This window comes from Stutzerimonas chloritidismutans AW-1, from assembly GCF_000495915.1.
In the GTDB taxonomy this organism is placed as follows: Bacteria; Pseudomonadota; Gammaproteobacteria; order Pseudomonadales; family Pseudomonadaceae; genus Stutzerimonas; species Stutzerimonas chloritidismutans.
In genome coordinates this window covers 15,119-32,139 of record NZ_AOFQ01000073.1, presented here as the reverse complement: position 1 = coordinate 32,139, position 17,021 = coordinate 15,119, and the positions used below count along the sequence as shown (strand labels likewise).

Annotated in this window: 15 protein-coding genes; 8 read left to right on the top strand and 7 right to left on the bottom strand. The window is 64.1% G+C overall.

The window, feature by feature from the left end; all coding sequences use genetic code 11:
• Window positions 1–95 precede the first annotated feature (95 nt).
• From relA to F753_RS47730, 4 genes are all read right to left on the bottom strand, one after another.
• Window positions 96–2,339, bottom strand: coding sequence for a GTP diphosphokinase (gene relA, locus F753_RS47745; protein WP_003303988.1), 2,244 nt, complete (start codon window positions 2,337–2,339; stop codon window positions 96–98).
• A 106-nt stretch (window positions 2,340–2,445) separates the two neighbouring features.
• Window positions 2,446–3,798: a 23S rRNA (uracil(1939)-C(5))-methyltransferase RlmD gene (gene rlmD / locus F753_RS47740; protein WP_023447122.1), complete on the bottom strand. Its 1,353-nt coding sequence runs from the start codon at window positions 3,796–3,798 to the stop codon at window positions 2,446–2,448.
• An 85-nt stretch (window positions 3,799–3,883) separates the two neighbouring features.
• Window positions 3,884–4,786 (bottom strand): cysteine synthase CysM, encoded by a 903-nt coding sequence (gene cysM, locus F753_RS47735; RefSeq protein WP_003303986.1) that lies wholly within the window; start codon window positions 4,784–4,786, stop codon window positions 3,884–3,886.
• Between the two features lie 115 nt (window positions 4,787–4,901).
• A complete protein-coding gene (locus tag F753_RS47730; RefSeq protein ID WP_023447121.1) occupies window positions 4,902–5,795 on the bottom strand; it encodes an HTH-type transcriptional regulator ArgP in 894 nt (297 codons plus the stop codon).
• Between the two features lie 140 nt (window positions 5,796–5,935).
• On the opposite strand from F753_RS47730, the gene F753_RS47725 reads away from it, so the two are divergent.
• From F753_RS47725 to F753_RS47705, 5 genes are all read left to right on the top strand, one after another.
• Window positions 5,936–6,562, top strand: a complete 627-nt coding sequence (locus F753_RS47725; protein ID WP_023447120.1) for a trimeric intracellular cation channel family protein — start codon at window positions 5,936–5,938, stop codon at window positions 6,560–6,562.
• A gap of 91 nt (window positions 6,563–6,653) precedes the next feature.
• Window positions 6,654–9,410, top strand: a complete 2,757-nt coding sequence (locus tag F753_RS47720) for a response regulator (protein ID WP_031298479.1) — start codon at window positions 6,654–6,656, stop codon at window positions 9,408–9,410.
• Window positions 9,411–9,481: 71 nt separating this feature from the next.
• Window positions 9,482–11,464: a bifunctional tRNA (5-methylaminomethyl-2-thiouridine)(34)-methyltransferase MnmC2/FAD-dependent 5-carboxymethylaminomethyl-2-thiouridine(34) oxidoreductase MnmC1 gene (gene mnmC / locus F753_RS47715; RefSeq protein ID WP_023447118.1), complete on the top strand. Its 1,983-nt coding sequence runs from the start codon at window positions 9,482–9,484 to the stop codon at window positions 11,462–11,464.
• A gap of 104 nt (window positions 11,465–11,568) precedes the next feature.
• Window positions 11,569–12,126, top strand: coding sequence for a Tll0287-like domain-containing protein (locus F753_RS47710; protein ID WP_014820024.1), 558 nt, complete (start codon window positions 11,569–11,571; stop codon window positions 12,124–12,126).
• A 173-nt stretch (window positions 12,127–12,299) separates the two neighbouring features.
• Window positions 12,300–13,055 carry a sulfite exporter TauE/SafE family protein gene (locus tag F753_RS47705; RefSeq protein ID WP_023447116.1) on the top strand — a complete coding sequence of 252 codons (756 nt, stop codon included), beginning with the start codon at window positions 12,300–12,302 and terminating at the stop codon, window positions 13,053–13,055.
• Here the strand turns inward: F753_RS47705 and F753_RS47700 are convergent.
• Window positions 13,049–13,285 (bottom strand): DUF1127 domain-containing protein, encoded by a 237-nt coding sequence (locus tag F753_RS47700; protein ID WP_023447115.1) that lies wholly within the window; start codon window positions 13,283–13,285, stop codon window positions 13,049–13,051. The two genes, F753_RS47705 and F753_RS47700, sit on opposite strands and share 7 nt — an antisense overlap.
• A gap of 96 nt (window positions 13,286–13,381) precedes the next feature.
• On the opposite strand from F753_RS47700, the gene F753_RS47695 reads away from it, so the two are divergent.
• A complete protein-coding gene (locus F753_RS47695) occupies window positions 13,382–14,236 on the top strand; it encodes a LysR substrate-binding domain-containing protein (RefSeq protein ID WP_003303972.1) in 855 nt (284 codons plus the stop codon).
• Window positions 14,237–14,248: 12 nt separating this feature from the next.
• On the opposite strand, the gene F753_RS47690 is transcribed toward F753_RS47695, so the two are convergent.
• Window positions 14,249–14,626: a hypothetical protein gene (locus F753_RS47690; protein WP_023447114.1), complete on the bottom strand. Its 378-nt coding sequence runs from the start codon at window positions 14,624–14,626 to the stop codon at window positions 14,249–14,251.
• 144 nt (window positions 14,627–14,770) lie between these two features.
• On the opposite strand from F753_RS47690, the gene F753_RS47685 reads away from it, so the two are divergent.
• The gene (locus F753_RS47685; protein WP_023447113.1) at window positions 14,771–15,067 is read left to right on the top strand and encodes a hypothetical protein; all 297 of its coding nucleotides are present in this window, start codon (window positions 14,771–14,773) and stop codon (window positions 15,065–15,067) included.
• A gap of 16 nt (window positions 15,068–15,083) precedes the next feature.
• On the opposite strand, the gene F753_RS47680 is transcribed toward F753_RS47685, so the two are convergent.
• Window positions 15,084–16,415, bottom strand: coding sequence for a DEAD/DEAH box helicase (locus F753_RS47680; protein ID WP_031298477.1), 1,332 nt, complete (start codon window positions 16,413–16,415; stop codon window positions 15,084–15,086).
• Between the two features lie 149 nt (window positions 16,416–16,564).
• Between F753_RS47680 and F753_RS47675 the strand changes: the two genes are divergently transcribed.
• The gene (locus F753_RS47675) at window positions 16,565–16,999 is read left to right on the top strand and encodes an anti-virulence regulator CigR family protein (protein ID WP_023447111.1); all 435 of its coding nucleotides are present in this window, start codon (window positions 16,565–16,567) and stop codon (window positions 16,997–16,999) included.
• Window positions 17,000–17,021: the final 22 nt, after the last annotated feature.

Sequence of the window (17,021 nt, the reverse complement as noted above, 5' to 3'; positions counted from 1 at the left end):
TCGGGCAAAACGCCCCAAAACCGTATTGCATCGTAGGGTGGATGACGCTTCAACCATCCACCATGGCGCAGTAGGCGCCGCCGCTGTGCTGCGCCTTACGTGGCTCTTTGGCGCTTGGCTTCGATGATGTTCGGCAGCTGCGAAATACGGCTGAGCAAGCGACCCAAGGCATTCAGCCCCGGAATCTCGATAGTCAGCGTCATCTGCGCGGTGCTGTCTTCCTTATTCGAGCGGGTGTTCATCGACAGCACGTTGATGCGCTCGTTGAGCAGCATCTGCGAGATGTCGCGCAGCAGGCCGGCGCGGTCGTAGGCACGGATCATGATTTCCACCGGATAGGTCTTCTCCGGTACCGGCCCCCAGCTGACCTGGATAATCCGCTCCGGCTCGCGCCCGGCCAGTTGCAGCACCGACGGGCAGTCCTGACGGTGGATGCTGACACCGCGGCCCTGGGTGATGTAACCGACGATGGGGTCGCCCGGCAGCGGCTGGCAGCAGCCGGCCATCTGCGTCAGCAGGTTGCCGACGCCCTGGATCTGCACGTCACCGCGCTTGCCCGGCTTGTACGGTGCCGAACGCCGCGGAATCAGCTCCAGCTGGTCGTAACCGCGCTCCGGCTCGACCAGCTGTTGCGCCATGTTGACCAGGTGCGCCAGGCGCAGGTCGCCAGCACCCAGCGCGGCGAACATGTCCTCGGCGTTCTTCAGGTTGGCTTTTTCGGCCAGCTTGTCGAAGTCCACCGGCGGCAGATCCAGACGGCCCAGTTCGCGCTCCAGCAGTGCCTTGCCGGCGGCGACGTTCTGGTCACGAGCCTGCAGTTTGAACCAGTGGACGATCTTCGCCCGCGAGCGCGAGGTGGTGATGTAACCCAGGTTCGGGTTCAGCCAGTCGCGGCTCGGCGAGCCGTGCTTGCTGGTGATGATTTCCACCTGCTCGCCGGTCTGCAGGCTGTAGTTGAGCGGCACGATGCGCCCGTTAATCTTGGCGCCGCGGCAGTTGTGGCCGATCTCGGTATGCACCCGATAGGCGAAGTCCAGCGGCGTAGCGCCCTTGGGCAGGTCGATGGCATGGCCGTCCGGGGTGAACACGTAGACCCGATCCGGCTCGATATCCACCCGCAGCTGGTCGGCCAGGCCACCGATGTCGCCGAGCTCTTCGTGCCATTCGAGCACCTGACGCAACCAGGCGATCTTCTCCTCGTAATGGTCGGAGCCGGAATTGACATCGGTGCCCTTGTAGCGCCAGTGCGCGCAGACGCCCAGCTCGGCCTCTTCGTGCATGGCGTGGGTGCGAATCTGCACCTCCAGCACCTTGCCCTCCGGGCCGATCACCGCGGTGTGCAGCGAGCGGTAGCCGTTCTCCTTGGGGTTGGCGATGTAGTCGTCGAACTCCTTCGGAATGTGCCGCCACAGGGTATGCACGATCCCCAACGCGGTGTAGCAATCGCGCACTTCCGGCACCAGCACGCGAACGGCGCGAACGTCGTAGATCTGGCTGAACTGCAGGCCCTTCTTCTGCATCTTTCGCCAGATGGAATAGATGTGCTTGGCACGCCCGTCGATGTCGGGCTGGATGCCGGTCGCAGTCAGTTCGTCCCTGAGCTGCTGCACGACGTTCTGGATGTACTGTTCGCGATCGAGGCGACGCTCGTGCAAGAGCTGGGCGATCTGCTTGTACTGCTCGGGCTCGAGGTAGCGGAAGGACAGGTCCTCCAGCTCCCACTTGATATGGCCGATGCCCAGGCGATGGGCCAGCGGCGCGTAGATATCGAAGACTTCGCGGGCGACCCGTTGACGCTTCTCGTCGTCGGCCAGCTTCACCGCGCGAATGGCACAGGTGCGTTCAGCCAACTTGATCAGCGCGACGCGCACGTCATCGACCATGGCCACCAGCATCTTGCGCAGATTTTCCACCTGCGCCTGGGAGCCGAGCACGAGCGATTCGCGTGGGTTGAGACTGGCGCTGATCGCCGCCATGCGAAGCACGCCTTCGACCAGCTTGGCCACCACCGGGCCAAAACGCTGGTTCACATCGGCCAGCTGGATCTTGCCTTCGCGCACGCCACGGTAGATAACGGCGGCGACCAGGCTGTCCTGGTCCAGCTTGAGGTCGGCGAGGATCTCGGCGATCTCGAGGCCGATCTGGTAGCTGGAGGTGCCTTCACTCCAGAGGTTCTGCGCCGCATTGGCCTGCTGTTCCGCCTCGCGGGCAAACTCGCAGGCCTCCTTAAGAGCCGCGCGGTCGAGTGCCGGGTCCATCCCCAGCACATGATCGAGCCAGCCATCCAGGTTGATACTGCCGTCCGTATTGATCGGCTGAAGCGCTCTGACCTGTACCATCTAAACCTTCCCTTCTGCGCAGCTAATGCGCCATGAACGCCGGCATTCTGCGTGCCGGTCGGTTGAACCACAGGCAATTCGCCTGTCAAGAATGCAGCGTCGAGCGCTAACCCCGCTCGAACAACGCCATGGCCTCGACGTGGGCGGTCTGCGGGAACATGTCCAGCACACCCGCACGCTTCAGGCGATATCCCTGGCTGGCCAGCTCGCGCGCATCGCGCGCCAGGGTGGCCGGATTGCATGAAACATAGACCACGCGCCGCGCCTTCAGCTTCGACATTTGTCGAACGATTTCCAGCGCGCCGTCGCGCGGCGGATCGAGCAGCACCGCGGCAAAATCATTGCGCGCCCAGGGTGCGTCAGCCAGCGGCTTCGACAAGTCGGCCCGATAAAAGTGCGCGTGCGCCAGAGCATTGCGACGGGCATTTTCCTGCGCCCGCGTGACCATCGTCTCTACACCCTCGACACCCACTACTTGAGCGCCCGAGCGCGCCAGCGGCAGGCTGAAATTGCCTAGCCCGCAGAACAGATCAAGCACTGTCTCATCCTGGCCGACGTCCAACCATTCCAGAGCCTGAGCGACCATCGCATCATTGACCGGCGCGTTGACCTGGACGAAATCGCCCGGACGCCAGGCCAGCTCCAGATCCCAGGCATCCAGTCGGTAACCCAGCGTCGCCGCGGGATCATCCGATTCAGGCTCACCCTCGCCCTGCCACCAGAGCTGCGCTCCATTGATGGTGGCGAAGCTGCGCAAACGTGCCACGTCTGTTTCCGACAAGGCTGCGGTGTGGCGGATCAGCACCGCCTCGGCCGTACCACTGAAGAGTTCGACGTGGCCGATAACCTGCGGCTTGCTCAGATCACGCAATGCAGCCAGCAATGCCGGCAGCAGCGATTGCAAGGGCTGTACCAGAACCGGGCATTCACTGATGGAGACGATTTCCTGGCTGGCGCTGGCGCGGAAACCGATGTCCAGATGCTTGCGCTTGACGTCCCAGCGCACTGCCAACCGAGCGCGACGGCGATAGCCGAAAGCCGGTCCCACCAGCGGCTCGGCCCATACCTCCGGCTGCAGATCGGCCACCCGCGCGAACTGCTCGGCGAGCGTGTGCTGTTTCAGCGCAAGCTGATCGGCGACGGGCACATGCTGCAGGTTGCAACCGCCACATCGGCGAGCATGCGGACAGGGTTCGGCCCGACGCTGCGCACTGGCCTGGAGCACGCGCTCGCAGCGCGCTTCGACGATCTGACTGCGCGCAGCCAGCACGCGCGCCTCGACCTCTTCGCCAGCCAGCGCGCCTTCGACGAACCAGGTGCGCCCCTCGATGAAGGCAATGCCGCGCCCATCATTGGCCAGTCGCTCGATAATCAGGCGCTGCTTCTTGCCGACCGGCACCTGGGGCTTGCGCTCGCCGCCGCTAGGTTGAAAGCGCAGAGCGCCGCTACGTTTGGCCATCAGCTGAAACCTGCGCTGTTGTGTTCGTTGAAAATGTCATGGGCGACGCAATGCGGCGCATGGGAGCGCGCCGCTGATGCGCGAGTCAATTGGGCGCGTCATACACACCGGTCGACAGATAGCGGTCGCCACGATCACAGATAATCGCCACGATCACCGCGTTCTCGACCTCTTGCGACAGACGCAACGCCGCGGCAACGGCGCCACCGGAGGACACGCCACAGAAGATGCCTTCTTCGCGCGCCAGACGGCGCATGACCTGCTCGGCCTCGGCCTGCGACATGTCGACGACGCGGTCGACGCGCTCGGCCTGATAGATCTTCGGCAGGTATTCCTGCGGCCAGCGACGGATGCCGGGGATGGCCGCCCCCTCCATCGGCTGTAGGCCGACGATCTGCACCGCGGCGTTCTGCTCCTTGAGGTAGCGCGAGACGCCCATGATGGTTCCGGTGGTACCCATGGAGCTGATGAAATGGGTGATGCTGCCGTGAGTCTGCCGCCAGAGCTCCGGCCCCGTGCTGTTGTAGTGCGCCTCCGGGTTGTCGCCATTGGCGAACTGATCGAGCACCTTGCCGCGACCTTCAGCCTGCATCTTCAACGCCAGGTCGCGGGCACCCTCCATGCCCTCTTCCTTGCTGACCAGGATCAGCTCGGCGCCATAGGCGGTCATCGCCGCCTTGCGCTCGGCCGTGGAGTTGTCCGGCATGATCAGGACCATCCGGTAGCCCTTGATCGCCGCCGCCATGGCCAGGGCGATCCCGGTATTGCCGGAGGTCGCCTCGATCAGGGTATCGCCGGGCTGGATGTCGCCGCGCATCTCGGCACGGTTGATCATCGACAGCGCCGGGCGGTCCTTGACCGAACCGGCCGGATTGTTGCCCTCGAGCTTGACCAGAATGGTGTTGCTGGTCTTACCCGGCATCCGCTGCAGGCGAACCAGCGGGGTGTTGCCGATGCAATCGGCAATGGTCGGATAGTGTGTAGTCATGGCGTCGCACGGCAGCGGAAAAGGTTGCCATGATACCGGCAACGCTCGACGACGGGCAGACCGTCTCTGCCTGTCCGCCACGACAACGGCTTACCCGCCGTCCCTCCCGATCAGGCTATGGCCGCGCGAGGATCTTCGGCGCCGCTTCGATGATCTGCCGCGAAAGGTGCTCCATACGCGGTGATTGCACCTTCCAGGTGTGCCAGTAGAGGGCAATTTCCAGCGGTTCGTCGGTCGCCAGATCGACCACCTCACCAGTCTGCAACGCATCATGCAGCAACAGTTCCGGCACCATCCCGTACCCCAGCCCGTAGCGGATCGCGCTGAAATGAGGTTCGGCACCGGGGACGAAATGGCAGGGATAGGCGCCCTCCGGCAGCCCGAAGCGGCGCAGCAGGAACGACGACTGCAGGGTGTCCTTGCGCGTGTAGGCAACCACCGGCGCCTTGCGCGCGGCGTTGCGGGTCAGCCCGTTGGCAAAATGCTTCTGCCGGAACTCGCTGGATGCCACCAGTCGGTAGCGCATGCTGCCCAGCGGGCTGGCCGTGCAGCCACGCATCGGCTTGGGCTCGGTGCTGATGCAACCGATCGCCAGACCCGTCTCCAGCAGACTGTAGGTGTGATCCTGGTCCTCGACGGTGAGATCGAGCAAGACCCGCTCGCGGATCAGCACCTCGGCCAGCGCCGGAAAGAACCAGGTGCCCAGGCTGTCGGCATTGAGCGCCGCGACCACGACCAGTGGCGCATCGCTGCGCTCGGCGAGGTCCGCCAGCAGATCGGCCTCGAGCAGGGTCGCGCGTTTGAGGTACTGCAGCAGGCGTTGCCCGGTTTCGGTGGGTCGGCAAGGCCGACTGCGCACAACCAAGGCGTTGCCCAGCGCACTCTCCAGTGCACGCACCCGCTGTGAAATCGCCGGTGGCGTCAGGTGCAGGCGCTGCGCAGCCTGTTCGAAGCTGCCAGTACGGATCACCGTGCGAAACGCTTCGGTCTGCTTCGGATCGAGATTCATGCGACCTGCCGATTAAGAAAATGTTTGGATGGCCTAAAAATACTTAGCCACGACAAATTTAGCCATCATTGCTCCATAATCGCGCATCCCTCGCTGCAGCGCCCCACTGGCGTGCAGCCCAGCCCGTCCGGAGTATCGTCGTGGAACTGCTGCACACCATCTACCTGATCGCCATCACGGCCGAAGCGATGTCCGGCGCCATCATGGGCATGCGCCGCGGCATGGACCTGTTCGGCATCTGCCTTCTCGGCACCGTGACGGCGCTGGGTGGCGGCACCGCGCGGGACGTGCTGCTCGGTCATTATCCGGTCGGCTGGATCGCTCACCCGGAGTATCTGACCTTCACCATCGGCGCGGCGATCGTCACCGGCTTCATCGCCCGCCACCTGCATCACCTGCGCATGGTCTTCCTGCTGGTGGATGGCCTCGGCCTGGTAGCGTTCACCGTGATCGGCTGCGATGTGGCGATGGGCATGGGCGCGCACCCGTCCATCGTCGTACTGGCTGGCGTGATCACCGGCATCTTCGGCGGGCTGATGCGCGACGTGTTGTGCAACCAGGTGCCGATGGTGCTGCAGCGTGAGCTGTACGCCACCGTCGCGCTGTTCACCGGTGTCTTCTACGTAGGCATGCTGTGGCTGGAGATCAATACCACGCTGGCCACTCTGGCGGCATTGGGCTGCGGCTTCCTGTTCCGCGTACTGGCGATGACCTTCCACTGGAAACTGCCGGACTTCAACGGCAAGGAAATCCGCGGCCTCGACTGAGGCTGCGACGCCACGGCTAGACCTGGCGTGCAGATTCCACCGAGCCGAGTCGCTACACTAGCGCGCTGCAATCAGGATCGGTGGACGGACTGTGCTGAAAGACCTAGGAATTCGTGGCCGCGTGCTGATGCTGACGCTGCTGCCCAGCACCTTGCTGGCGGTGGTGCTCGGTGCCTACTTCACCTGGATGCAGCTGTCCGAGATGCGCCACCAGCTCGACGAGCGCGGCCAGCTCATCGCCGAGCAGCTGGCGCCACTGGCCGCGCCCGCGATGAATCTGGGCTACGACAAACGCCTGCAGCGCATCCTGACCCAGGTGCTGGATCAGGCCGACGTCCGCGCCGTGACCATTCTCGATCCCGAACGCGTGCAGCGCGTACATGCCGGTCCGCGCATGTTGACCCCGCCTCCGCCGAGCGATCCGGAGAGTCTGACCCGCGTCAGCAGCATGGACCACACGCGCATCCTCATGCCGGTGCTCAGCCGCCACCTCAACCTCGCCGACGAAACCCGCGGGCCGGACGAAAAGCTCATCGGCTGGCTGGAGCTGGAACTGTCGCACCACAATACCCTGCTGCGTGGCTATCGCAGCCTGCTGACCAGCCTGTTTCTGGTGAGTGCCGGCCTGATCATCACCGCCCTGCTGGCTCTGCGCATGAGCCGCGCCATCAGTCTGCCGCTGCAGCGTGTCAAAGGCGCCGTCGCGCAGCTCAAGGACGGCCACCTGGAAACCCGCCTGCCACCATTGGGCAGCCATGAAATGGACGAGCTCGCGTCCGGCATCAACCGCATGGCCGAAGCACTGCTCAGCGCCCGTGAAGAACTGCAGCAGAGCATTGATCAGGCCACCGAGGATGTGCAGCAGAACCTGGAAACCATCGAGATCCAGAACATCGAACTGGATCTGGCGCGTAAGGAGGCCCTGGAGGCCAGCCGGATCAAATCCGAATTCCTCGCCAACATGAGCCACGAGATCCGCACGCCACTGAACGGCATCCTCGGCTTCACCCAGCTGCTGCAGAAAAGCGACCTCACTCCGCGGCAGCAGGATTATCTGGGCACCATCGAGCAGTCCGCCGACAGCCTGCTCGGAATCATCAACGAAATTCTGGACTTCTCCAAGATCGAGGCCGGCAAGCTGGTGCTCGACAGCGTCCCGTTCAACCTCCGTGATCTGATCGAGGACACACTGACCATCCTCGCCCCGGCTGCACACACCAAGCATCTGGAGCTGGTCAGCCTGGTCTATCGCGACACGCCGCTGTCGCTGCTGGGCGATCCGCTGCGCCTCAAACAGGTGCTGACCAATCTGATCAGCAACGCCATCAAGTTCACCAACGAAGGCACCATCGCCGTCCGCGCCATGGTCGAGGACGACAATACCGATCGCGCCCAGCTGCGCATCAGCGTGCAGGACACCGGCATCGGCCTGACCGATCAGGACCTGCGCGTGCTGTTCCAGGCGTTCAGCCAGGCGGACAACTCCATGTCGCGCCAGCCCGGCGGTACCGGCCTTGGACTGGTCATTTCCAAACGACTGATCGAGCAGATGGGCGGCGAGATCGGTGTCGACAGCATCCCCGACGAAGGCTCCGAGTTCTGGATCAGCCTCAGCCTGCCGAAGGCACGGGATGACATCGAAGACCTGCCGCACCCGGCCTTGCAGGGCCGGCGGATCGCATTGCTGGAGCAGCACCCACTGGCCCGCCAGGCATTGCAGCATCAGCCGGAAAGCCTCGGCCTCGAAGTGCATACCTTCGATACCCTCGACCAGATGCAGGAAGCCATCAGCGCTCAGCGCCAGGGCAGCCAGCTGATCGACCTCGCCGTGCTCGGCGTCACCGGCCGCGAAATCGAGCCGGACGCGCTCAGCCGGCGCCTGATGGAAATCGAGGCGCTCGGCTGCAAATGCGTGGTTCTATGCCCGACCACCGAGCAGGGCCACTACCACGACGCCCTCCCGGAAGCCCACAGCTATACCCAGCTGCAGGGCAAACCCGCCTGCACGCGCAAGCTGCAACGCGTACTGGTGGCGCTGGTACGCCCCAACCAAAGCTACCCGGAACCCACCGCGGCGGCGCCCGACCGGCCGGCGCGTGTGCTTTGCGTGGATGATAACCCGGCTAACCTGCTGCTGGTAAAAACGCTGCTCGGCGATATGGGCGCCGAAGTCGTTGCGGTGGATAACGGGCCCGCCGCGCTGGAAGCGGTCAAGCAGCATGCGTTCGACCTGATCCTTATGGACGTGCAAATGCCCGGCATGGACGGCCGACAGGCCACCGAAGCCATTCGCCACTGGGAGCACACCAACAACAGCGCGCCGTTACCGATCATCGCGCTCACGGCTCATGCACTGGCGAACGAGAAACGCTCGCTGCTGCAGAGCGGCATGGACGACTACCTGACCAAGCCGATCAGCGACCGGCAGCTCGCCCAGGTGGTGCTGAAGTGGACCGGCCTGGCCCTGCGCAGCCAGCCGCAACGTGCAGCGGAGCCGCCGCAGCAGGCTGAACCGAGCCTGAAAGTGCTGGATGAGGAAGAAGGCCTGCGCCTGGCGGCAGGCAAGGCCGATCTCGCCGATGACATGCTCGGCATGCTGCTGCAGTCACTGGAAGGCGACCGCCGAACCATTCGCGAAGCCCGCCAGGCAGGAGATCGCCAGGCGTTGATCGAGCGCGTACACCGCCTGCATGGCGCCACCCGTTATTGTGGCGTGCCGCAGTTGCGCAACGCCTGTCAGCAGAGCGAGACCCTGCTCAAGCAGAACCATCCGGACAGCGAGGCCGCGCTCGACGAGCTGGACGCCGCCATCAGCCGCCTGGAGCAGGAAATCCAGGTCGACAGCTGATCGACCGCGCCGGGTGCCTCATCTGCGCCCGGCGACGCCCATCGCGTTGCACCGTTTTTTCAGGAACCAGCATGAACGACCACCCCGCTTCCGACGCCTTCCAGCATGCCGAACTCGACTGGGACGAGAACGGCCTGCCGCAGTCCCGCCAGTACGGCGACGTGTACTTCTCCCGCGCCAGCGGCATGGCCGAGACCGAACATGTGTTCCTCACGCAGAACGATCTGCCCCAACGCTTCGCCGCGCTACAGGACAACCAGCGCCTGGTGATTGGTGAGACCGGCTTCGGTACCGGGCTGAACTTTCTTTGTGCATGGCATCTGTTCGAGCGCGTAGCCCACCCGCAGGCGCGGCTGCACTTCATCAGCGTCGAAAAGCACCCGCTGACCCGCGAGGACCTGCAGCGCGCACTGGCGCTGTGGCCGGAGCTGCGAGAGCAGTCCGAGCAACTGCTGCAACAGTACGTGGCGCTGAATCCGGGCTATCAGCGTTTCGTCTTCGCTGGCGGCCGCGTTGTGCTGACCCTGCTGATCGGCGACGTGCTCGAATGCCTGCCGAGCCTGGATGCGCAGGTCGATGCCTGGTTCCTCGACGGCTTTGCCCCGGCGAAGAATCCGCAGATGTGGCAACCGATGCTGTTCGCCGAGCTGGCCAGGCTTTGCGCGCCCTACGCAACGCTGGGCACGTTCACCAGCGCCGGCTTTGTGCGGCGCGGCCTGATCGAGGCCGGCTTCGACATGCAGCGGGTGCCCGGCTACGGCCACAAACGCGAGATTCTGCGCGGGCACCTGCGAGCCGCCAACGTCAGCATTTCGGACAAGCCCTGGTTCGCTCGCCCGGGCTATACGACGGCCGAACGCCACGCGGTAATCGTCGGCGCCGGCCTGGCCGGCTGCGCAACGGCTGCATCGCTGGCCGCCCGCGGCTGGAAGGTGACAGTCCTTGAGCGCCACGCCGCGGCGGCCCTGGAAGGCTCGGGCAACCCGCAAGGCGTGCTCTACCTCAAGCTTTCTGCCCACGGCACCGCACTGTCGCGGCTGGTGGTCAGCGGCTTCAGCTATACGCGCCGCTTGCTGAGCAATTTGCAAGCAGGCCAGGACTGGCAGGCATGCGGCGTACTGCAACTGATCTACGACGAAAAGGAGCGCGAACGCCAGGCCGAGCTGGCGGCAGCCTTCCCGGCCTCTCTGGTCCATCCGCTGTCGCGCGAAGCCGCTGAGGCGCTGGCCGGAGTGGCCCTGCCCGAGGGCGGATTGTTCTACCCCGAAGCCGGCTGGGCCAACCCACCGGCGCTATGCCAATGGCTGCTGCGGCGACCGGGAATCGAGCTGCACAGGCATCATGAAGCGCTCGAACTGCGCCGTAATGGGCGATCCTGGCAGGTGCTGGGCGGCCAAGCATTGTTGGCCGAAGCGCCCGTGGTGATCCTGACCGGCGCGGCGGACGCCGCGCGTTTCAGCCAGAGCGCCTGGCTGCCGCTCAAGCGTATTCGCGGGCAGATTTCCTGCCTGCCGGCGAACACCCAGAGCGGCCAGCTGCGCACCGTGCTGTGCGCCAAGGGCTACGTCGCGCCACCCCGAGATGGCACGCACACGCTGGGTGCCAGCTTCAACTTCCAGCAGACCGACGATACCCCCAGCGTCGCCGAACACCAGGCGAATCTGGAAATGCTCGAGCAGATTTCAGCGGATCTGTACCAGCGTCTGCAGGCGGACCCGCAACGTACCGAGGAGCTGGACGGGCGCGTGGCATTTCGCTGTACCAGCCCGGACTATCTGCCGCTGATCGGGCCATTGGCCGAGCCCGAGGCCTTCGCTGAAACCTATGCGGCGTTGGGCAAGAACGCCCGTCAGTCGCTGCACACGCCCTGCCCGTGGCTCGACGGGCTCTACGTCAATACTGCACATGGCTCGCGCGGAATGATCAGCGCCCCGCTGTCCGGCGAGCTGCTGGCCGCCTGGCTGGACGACGAACCGTTGCCGCTGCCTCGGGACGTCGCCGAAGCCTGCCACCCCAATCGTTTCCTGCTACGCAAGCTGATTCGCGGTACCTGAGACGTTCCGATGCCCGAGCCGCTGCCTACCGCAGGCTGTGGCTTGCATCGTGCGCCGTCCGCACGGATACTCCCCCCACTATACTTCACATCCTGGGAGGCATCATGAAATCACTGTCTTTGCTGACGCTCGGCTGGTTTGCATTGCAGGCCCACGCCGCGCCTGACGTCGATACCGAGCAGCTGCGCGGCGAGGCTGCCAGCCTGATTCCACCGTTCCAGCAGCAGTTGCTTGGCACGGTCAAGCAGGCGATGGCAGACGGTGGCCCGGCGGAAGCCGTCAAGGCATGCCGTCTTCTCGCGCCGGAAATCGCCAGCCAGCATAGCCAGGCGCCCTGGAAGGTAGGCCGCACGGCGCTGAAGCTGCGCAATCCGGACAACGCGCCAGACACCTGGGAGCGCTCGGTGTTGGAGCAGTTCGCCAAGCGTTCGGCTGCAGGTGAACCGATCGAACAGCTCAAGCATGGTGAGATAGTGGCAGGCGAGTACCGCTACATGCAGGCGATCGGCACCGCTGAGGCCTGCCTGGGTTGTCACGGCGAAAAGATCAAGCCGGAGCTGGTGGAGCTGATCGACCAGCACTACCCGCAGGATCAGGCCCGCGGGTTTCGCGAGGGCGATCTGCGCGGCGCCTTCACCCTCAGCCGTGCCCTGCCACGCTGATAGGCCGTACACTCCGTCGGCGGGTGCGTGGCCCCGCTGCGCCCCGCCGTTCATCCAAGAAACGCTCGCCAGCGCGAGCGTACCAACGATGGACGATGGAACGCTGACGACGGAGCACGCATGCAAACCGATACGGTCCCTACCATTCCCCTGGCATCCGGCAGCTTTGCCTGATGGACGTTCTACTGCTGGAAGCACTGGGCATCGGCCTCATTCTCGGCCTGTTGCTTGGCCTCACCGGCGCCGGTGGCTCGTTGGTCGCCCTGCCCCTGCTACTCAGCCTGCACCTGCCATTGCGCGATGCCATCGGCGTCAGCCTCGGTGCGGTGGCCATGTCCGCACTCATCGGCGCGATTCCGCGGGCACGGCTCGGCCAGATCGCCTGGCGCCCGGTCATGCTGCTGGCTGTCTGCGGCTTGCCGGGCAACGCTACCGGTCAATGGCTCGGGCAGTTCATACCGGAGCGCGCACTGATCATCGGTTTCTGCCTGTTGGTGCTGTGGTCCGCCTGGCGCATGTGGCGCGGCGCCAACCTGCCGGCCAAGGAGAACGTCGAGGACCGACAGATGGCGCTGCTGGGCATCGGCGTTGGCGTTGGCCTGCTCTCCGGGCTGATGGGTGTCGGCGGCGGCTTTCTCATCGTCCCGGCGCTGCTCTGGTTTACTTCGCTATCGCTGCTCAGCGCCATCGCCACCTCGATGGCGGTGATCGCCGTCGTCAGCGGCGGTGGCTTCCTGCTCTACCTCACCGATGCCGAGCCACCGCTACCGCTGCTCGGTGGCCTGGCGCTGGGCGGTGCCTTCGGCGTGCTGGCCGGTAATCGCCTGGCGCAATACCTCAACAGCAGTCTGCTGCAGCGCCTGTTCGCGCTGATGTTGGTCACCGTCAGCCTGTCGCTGGGGATTCAAAAGCTGGTGCTGGGTCACTGACGATCAGGGTCGTCCCAAAACGGCCGGTTCGCTTCCCATTCGATATCGGCACGGCTGCGGCCGATGTCCTTGAGCATGTCGTCACCGAGCGCGGCCAGCTGGCGCCGTTGGCGTGCCAGTTCGTTCCAGCGCTGCAGCTTGTGCCAGGCCTGTCGCAGCAATCCCGGCGCGGGTGCCCGAAGTGCCTTCGGCAGATGGAAAGATTGCAAAGCGACTTTGTGCATGTTCATCACGACGCCCTCCAGTTGGGTTGGCGTCAGTCTCGCGCCCGGATTAAGATCAATCCAACGAATGTTCCTGATGCCTTGCATCTCGAGGATTGATGAATGGCCAACTACCCGAATATCGACACCGAACTGCTGCGCAGCTTCGTGGCCATCGCCGACCACGGTGGCTTCACCCGTGCCGCAGCCGCGGTGAACCGCACCCAGTCGGCGGTGAGCATGCAGATGAAACGCCTGGAAGAGGATGTGTTACAGCGCCCGCTATTCGAGCGCAACGGTCGGCAGGTCAGGTTTACTGCCGAGGGCCAGATACTGCTGGGCTACGCGCGGCGCATTCTCAAACTGCACGGCGAAGTCATGACCACCCTGCGCCAGCCACACATGGTCGGCGCGGTGCGCATCGGCACGCCAGACGATTACGTCATGCGTTTTCTACCCGGCATTCTTTCGCGCTTCGCCCAGGCGTATCCGCTGGTGCAAGTCGAGGTGCATTGCGAGCCATCGACCCAGTTGTTGCAGCGACGGGATCTGGACCTGAGCATCGTCACCCGCGAACCGGGCACCGAGATTGGCCAGTTGCTGCGCCAGGAGCACGTCGTCTGGGCCGCCGCCCCGGGCTTCGACCTGCATGAGCATCGCCCCCTGCCGCTGGCAACGTTCAATACCGATTGCTTCTGTCGCGCCTGGGTATGCAACGCGCTGGATGCGCGGGAAATCGAGTACCGGATCGCCTATAGCAGCCCGAGCCTGTCGGCGATCATGGCGATCGTGGGTGCAGGATTGGCGCTGACCGCACAGCTGCAGAGCCTGATTCCTGCCGATCTGCAGATACTCGGTGAAAAGGAGGGCCTGCCGCGCCTGCCTCAGACCAGCATCGTGCTGCTGCGCAATCCGCAGCAGCAGTCGCCGGTCAGCGAAACGCTCGCCGGCTACATCGCCGATGGCTTTCGCCTGTAACGACAACGCCGGTCATGGGCGACCGGCCGCCATCTCGTCGAACACTTCCGGCACCAGCGCCGCATCGCCCTTGTCCGTCAGTTGCTGGCGTTGCGTCTGCTGCGGATCGTCGAGAATCGCCAGTAAGCGCGAGCCGCGCTCAGTCAGGACGAAGTTCTCGCCATTGCCGCCCTCCTCCTCGGGCCGCGAAACGATGAAGCCACCTTCGAATAGCAGACTTTCGTAGTCGGCCGCCTCGGCACGCAGGCTGTCCAGATTCGGCATCGGTTGACCTTCACTTTCCATCTGCGTCGCATGTTCTTCGGCGTAGTGGCGTGGCTTGAAACTGTCATTGGCGCCGCGTTGAACTTCATGCAACAGACGCTGGATAAGGCCCCAGTTATAGCTCATGGTCGTTCTCCCTCAGCAGATGTCCGCCTCACGAATGAGGCGCCTACTGATTGGGACCTTTCACCACGTCGACCGGTTCGTTGTCTGAACTAAAGTGGCGGCGCTGCGATCCACCGTTCAGACCGATTGAACGAGGAGCGAGCCATGAAATTGTTGATGATTGCCCTGACCGCCGCCGCACTGGCCAGCCCGACCGTGCACGCCGCGTGCACCCCGGACGAAGTGAATGCCAAGGCCGAACAGCTGGCCGAACGCGTCAATCAGCTCACCAAGAGCAATCCGGAGCGCGCCAAGGAAATCAATGAGGAGATTCGCCAGATGGAAGCCAAGCGCACCGCCGACCAGTTGGGCGACGAGTGCGAGGCCTATGACAAGCGTCTGAAGCAGATCGAGGAAGCGGAGCGCGAGGCCGACATCCCACCGGCCGACGCGCAGCGCTGAGGCTGAAGGCCGACGGTTACTCGGCCGTCGGCTTCTTGCGCTTAAGCGGTGCCATGCCATCCTGGCTCACCACCGGCGATAGTGACTCGCGCTTGGCGCCGTTCGGGCGCTTGCCGGCGGGTTTGGCTTTCTTCTCGGTGCCTTTCTTCTTTTCGATCTTTTTCTTCTTGGTGCCAGCTGCCTTGCCCGACGCTTTAAGGTTCTTCGGGCCCATATAGCTGCCTTTCAGCCCCTTGATCACCCGCCGCTCGAAACGCTGCTTGAGATAACGCTCGATGCTGGACATCAGGTTCCAGTCGTTGTGACAGATCAGCGAGATCGCCAGCCCTTCGCCACCGGCGCGCCCCGTACGACCGATACGGTGCACGTATTCGTCACCCGAGCGCGGCATGTCGAAGTTGATCACCAGATCCAGCCCTTCGATGTCCAACCCGCGCGCCGCCACGTCGGTCGCTACCAGCACCTTGACGCCGCCTTCCTTGACCCGGTCGATCGCCAGCTTGCGGTCTTTCTGGTCCTTGTCGCCATGCAGCACGAACGCCTTCACGCCCTCGGCAACGAGCCGGCCGTAGAGGCGGTCGGCCTGTACGCGGGTGTTGGTGAAGATCACTGCCTTCTTGTACGTCTCGTTGGCGAGCAGCCAGTGCACCAACTTTTCCTTATGCTCGGTGTTTTCGGCAGTGATGATCTGCTGGCGCGTGCCTTCGTTGAGTTCGCTGACGCGGTTCAGCTGCAGCTGCAGCGGATCGCGCAGCACGCTGGCGGTCATCTCGCGCAGCGCGGCGCCGCCACTGGTCGCGGAAAACAGCAGCGTCTGCTGGCGTTTGGCGCACTCGCCGACCAGACGCTGCACGTCCTCGGCAAAGCCCATGTCGAGCATGCGGTCGGCTTCGTCGAGGATCAGCATCTCGACATCCTTGAGGACCAGCGTGCCGGCATTCAGGTGCTCGATCATGCGCCCAGGCGTGCCGATGAGAATGTCCGGCACCTTGCGCATGACTGCGGCCTGGACCTTGAAGTCCTCGCCACCGGTAATCATCGCCGACTTGATGAAGGTGAATTGCGAGAAACGCTCGACCTCCTTCAGCGTCTGCTGCGCCAGCTCTCGGGTCGGCAACAGAATCAGCGCCCGAACATCGGTGCGCACCACGGCATCGCCAATCAGCCGATTGAGCATCGGCAGTACGAAGGCGGCGGTCTTGCCGCTGCCAGTCTGTGCCGTCACCCGCAGGTCACGCCCTTCCAGCGCCGGCGGAATGGCCGCCACCTGCACTGGAGTCGGCTCGACGAATTTGAGTTCGGCGACGGCCTTTAGCAGGCGTTCGTGCAGGGCGAATTGGTCAAACAAGGGAGCTACCTCGGAGGTCGAAAAAAACAATGGCATAGGGTAACTCGTCTGCAGGGCAAAGGCGCGTTCTGTAACGGTCGCCATGTTTTCCCAGGCAAACACAGGCTAAGCTGAGGAGATCGAAGCGGCTTAATACCCAAGAGGTTCGCATGATGCCCAAAAAGCGAGTGGTACTGCTGACTGGCGCACTTTCACTGGCGTTATACGCCGCTGCTGGCGCAGCGCAGCCGAACAGTGATCACCCAGGCAAGGGCAAGCCCGACCGCGCACAGCAGCATCAGCCTTCGGCACAGCAGCCGCATCGCTACCAGGGTCCGTCGGTGGACATCGGTTCGGTCCGCATCACCCTGCGTAGTCATCGCGATCTGCTAGCGCCGGTCTCGTCTCTGCCACCGGGCATCCAGAAGAATCTGGCGCGCGGCAAGCCGCTACCGCCGGGCATCGCCAAGAACATGGACAGCCGTCTGCTGGGACACCTGCCGCGCTACGAAGGCTACGAGTGGAAACAGATCGGCCGCGACGTGGTTCTGGTCGCCATCGCCACGGGCATCGTTTACGAAATACTCGAGAACATACTGGATTGATCGGTTCGCGTTCAGGCAGCCC

Bases quoted from the DNA above. Each gene is read 5' to 3' on its own strand.
- relA (WP_003303988.1), bottom strand. From the start codon at position 2,339: ATGGTACAGGTCAGAGCGCTTCAGCCGATCAATACGGACGGCAGTATC.
- rlmD (WP_023447122.1), bottom strand. From the start codon at position 3,798: ATGGCCAAACGTAGCGGCGCTCTGCGCTTTCAACCTAGCGGCGGCGAG.
- cysM (WP_003303986.1), bottom strand. From the start codon at position 4,786: ATGACTACACACTATCCGACCATTGCCGATTGCATCGGCAACACCCCG.
- F753_RS47730 (WP_023447121.1), bottom strand. From the start codon at position 5,795: ATGAATCTCGATCCGAAGCAGACCGAAGCGTTTCGCACGGTGATCCGT.
- mnmC (WP_023447118.1), top strand. From the start codon at position 9,482: ATGAACGACCACCCCGCTTCCGACGCCTTCCAGCATGCCGAACTCGAC.
- F753_RS47710 (WP_014820024.1), top strand. From the start codon at position 11,569: ATGAAATCACTGTCTTTGCTGACGCTCGGCTGGTTTGCATTGCAGGCC.
- F753_RS47705 (WP_023447116.1), top strand. From the start codon at position 12,300: ATGGACGTTCTACTGCTGGAAGCACTGGGCATCGGCCTCATTCTCGGC.
- F753_RS47700 (WP_023447115.1), bottom strand. From the start codon at position 13,285: ATGAACATGCACAAAGTCGCTTTGCAATCTTTCCATCTGCCGAAGGCA.
- F753_RS47695 (WP_003303972.1), top strand. From the start codon at position 13,382: ATGGCCAACTACCCGAATATCGACACCGAACTGCTGCGCAGCTTCGTG.
- F753_RS47690 (WP_023447114.1), bottom strand. From the start codon at position 14,626: ATGAGCTATAACTGGGGCCTTATCCAGCGTCTGTTGCATGAAGTTCAA.
- F753_RS47685 (WP_023447113.1), top strand. From the start codon at position 14,771: ATGAAATTGTTGATGATTGCCCTGACCGCCGCCGCACTGGCCAGCCCG.
- F753_RS47675 (WP_023447111.1), top strand. From the start codon at position 16,565: ATGATGCCCAAAAAGCGAGTGGTACTGCTGACTGGCGCACTTTCACTG.